Below are 310 nucleotides of genomic sequence, written 5' to 3'. Positions count from 1 at the left end.
AAACGGAGGCTGCAAAATGCAAAAAAAATCAAGTCTTGGTGATGATTATGCTCTGTCCCGGGTGCCGTCGTCCGGCCGACAATCGTTGTGGAATATCACCATTTTCCGGGTTTGCTCATTATCAACGATTTCACAATTTATTCTGGGGGCTTCATTAGGATACGGGATGAACTTTTGGCAGGCTTTTTGGGCAACGATGTTCGGCAGTGTCATCCTTGAAGTCATTAGTTTTCTGCTTGGCTATGCGGGTGCAAAAGAAGGGATGTCAACCAGCCTGCTATCCCGGTGGACGGGCTTTGGCAGGTACGGG

1 protein-coding gene is annotated in these 310 nt (G+C 48.7%); it reads left to right on the top strand.

Annotation, left to right across the window (positions count from 1 at the left end):
* Positions 1-310: cytosine permease (locus ACLWS4_RS38355; RefSeq protein ID WP_416876620.1), on the top strand; the 310-nt coding region annotated here is incomplete at both ends.

It is taken from the genome of Kitasatospora sp. SC0581 (assembly GCF_048159585.1).
Lineage (GTDB): Bacteria > Actinomycetota > Actinomycetes > Streptomycetales > Streptomycetaceae > Kitasatospora.
The sequence above is the reverse complement of the archived record's forward strand: the minus strand, read 5'-3'. Positions and strand labels throughout refer to the sequence as shown.